The organism is Streptomyces sp. MnatMP-M17 (assembly GCF_900091995.1).
In the GTDB taxonomy this organism is placed as follows: domain Bacteria; phylum Actinomycetota; class Actinomycetes; order Streptomycetales; family Streptomycetaceae; genus Streptomyces.
This window is the reverse complement of the sequence record NZ_FMDK01000268.1, coordinates 1-2,189: the sequence shown is the minus strand read 5'-3', so window position 1 is coordinate 2,189 and position 2,189 is coordinate 1. Positions and strand designations below refer to the sequence as shown.

1 protein-coding gene and 2 pseudogenes are annotated in these 2,189 nt (G+C 70.4%); 2 read left to right on the top strand and 1 reads right to left on the bottom strand.

Translation table 11 applies throughout. The features are described from left to right. Positions 1-347 precede the first annotated feature (347 nt). Positions 348-1,115, top strand: a complete 768-nt coding sequence (locus tag GA0115259_RS12690; protein ID WP_093595307.1) for a TetR/AcrR family transcriptional regulator — start codon at positions 348-350, stop codon at positions 1,113-1,115. Here the strand turns inward: GA0115259_RS12690 and GA0115259_RS12685 are convergent. Beyond that, a pseudogene (locus GA0115259_RS12685) lies at positions 1,022-1,657 on the bottom strand (alpha/beta hydrolase); the annotation flags it as partial. The gene GA0115259_RS12690 and the pseudogene GA0115259_RS12685 overlap by 94 nt on opposite strands. A gap of 211 nt (positions 1,658-1,868) precedes the next feature. Between GA0115259_RS12685 and GA0115259_RS12680 the strand changes: the two are divergent. Beyond that, positions 1,869-2,189: pseudogene (locus tag GA0115259_RS12680) on the top strand (ATP-dependent helicase); the annotation flags it as partial.

Below are 2,189 nucleotides of genomic sequence, written 5' to 3'. Positions count from 1 at the left end.
GCTGCCGTCCTGCCGCCGAGCCGGAGCAGCCCGTAGCCGCCGGTGTCGGGGCCCGCGGAGACGAAGTCCCAGCCGAACAGTCCGTTGTAGAAGGCGGTGGCGCCCTCGATGTCGGGAGTGCTGAGCTCGACCCAGATCGGGGATCCTGGGGCATAAGGACTGGTGAGCATGGTGCGCTCCTTCATGGGATCCCGCCGCTCTCCCCCCGAGTCTGCCCCGGCCGGCCGCGCGCCGCATGCAGTGTCCCGCCGGTCGGCGGCAGGAGACGGGTAGGCAGGAGACGGGTAGGAGAGCGGCGGGACAGTGCACGACCGTGCGTTCAGTAGAGTGGAGAGATGAGCACATCCATGGGCGGACGGACTGCCGGGCGTACGGCGGAACGCGTGGACGGGCGAGCGGACGGACGTGTGGACAGACGTGTCGAGCGCGGCAATCAGACCCGGCGGCTGGTGCTCGACCGGACGATGGACATCGCGTCGGTGGAAGGGCTGGAAGGGCTCTCCCTCGGCCGTATCGCCACCGAGCTGAAGCTGAGCAAGAGCGGTGTCTTCGCGCTCTTCGGCTCCAAGGAGGAGCTCCAGCTCGCGACGGTCCGCGCGGCCGTCGACGTCTACAGCGAGCGTGTCGTCCGGCCGACGCGTGAGCTGCCTCCCGGCACCGCCCGGGTATGGGCGCTGTGCAGCAACTGGCTGGCGTACTCGGCGGACCGTGTCTTCGCCGGCGGCTGCTTCTTCTACGCCGTCTCCGCGGAGTTCGACGCGCGCGGCGGACCGGTGCACGACGCGATCGCCACGGCCTGCGACGACTGGGTCGGCTATATGGAACGTACGGTCGACAAGGCGCGGCAGGCGGGCGGCTTCGTCGCGGAACTGGACGTACCGCAGCTCGCCTTCGAGATCATCGCGCTGATGGAGTCGGCCAACGCGCAGTCGGTGCTGCATGGCGACGAGGTCGCGTACGAGCGGGCCGGCCGGGGCATTCTGTACCGTCTGCGCGCCGCGGCGACCGATCCGGACAGTCTGCCGGAGCTCCCTGAACTCACCGGCGCACGAACCGTACGGGCTGTACGAGCCGTACGAGCCCAGATGCCGGTGCGGGCCTCAGAGAACAGCTGAGCCGGAGCGCGGACCGGTGACGGGCCCGTCGGACACGGACCGTGGCTGCGGCTGATCCCGACCACCCGGCGCGCCTCGACACCGTCGCGCAGCGCGAAGAAGGTCGCGAGCACACCGAAGGAGTGCGCGACGACGGCTTCGAACCGGCCGTACTGCGCGTGCAACTGCCCTAGGGCCTCACGGAGTTCACGGATCGTCACGCCTCGTCCCGACGAGTCGCCATGTCCCGGAGCGTCGAAGGAGACCGGGCTGTAGCCCAGTTCGCGCAGCGCGGTGACGAAGTGCGAGAACCGCGAGGCGCGCGAGGACCAGCCGTGTACGAGCAGCACCGGCCGCGTGCCGTCGCCCCAGCCGTAGGTGACAACGGACGTGCCGTGGACGGTGATCCGTCCGGTGCGGGCGGCGGCGAGCACCTCGCGCTCGTCCGGGCGCGGTCTGCTGCGGCCCGCCGGGCGGCGGAAGACGGCGAAGGCGGCGCGTCCGGCCAGCCTCGGAGCGAGATACGAGGTGGTGTTGAGGGCGGTGCGAAGGAGCGCAGCCATGGGTGCCATTGCCCGAATCTCCTTGGTCGGCCGGCCGAAAATGCTAGCACGACCGTTCGTTTAGTTTTGGACGATTTCCGTCGCGCTCTCCGCCGACCGACGGCCGACCGACGGCCCCTGCCGGGCGTGGGAGCATATGACCCGGTCCGGACGCGGCCGTTCGGACCGGTCGAGTCGGGCAGATGTCGAGTGGGGCAGATGGAGAGGCGCCATGAAAGGTGCGGGTGTCGCGCCGGGACATGATCCGGTGCCCGCGGGCAGAAGAGCGAGGGCCGCGCTCGGCGCGGCGGAGCGGCTGCTGGACACCGCGCGCCGGCTGCTCGACGATCACACCCGCGCCGTCACCGCCATACGGGAGGCCTTCACTCCGCTCCAACAGGAGCTGATGGAAACCGAGTTGAAGGCGATCTCGGTCTCCCGGCTACGGGATGTCACCGCGGGCAGGCTACGGCTCGGCGCCCTCGAACAGGCGGGATTCACCTCCGTGCACGAGGTGTACGAGGCGGGCCGGCACGCCCTGCGCCGGGTGCCA

Excerpts from the sequence above, each read along its gene's own strand:
- GA0115259_RS12690 (WP_093595307.1), top strand. The coding sequence starts at position 348 with ATGGGCGGACGGACTGCCGGGCGTACGGCGGAACGCGTGGACGGGCGA.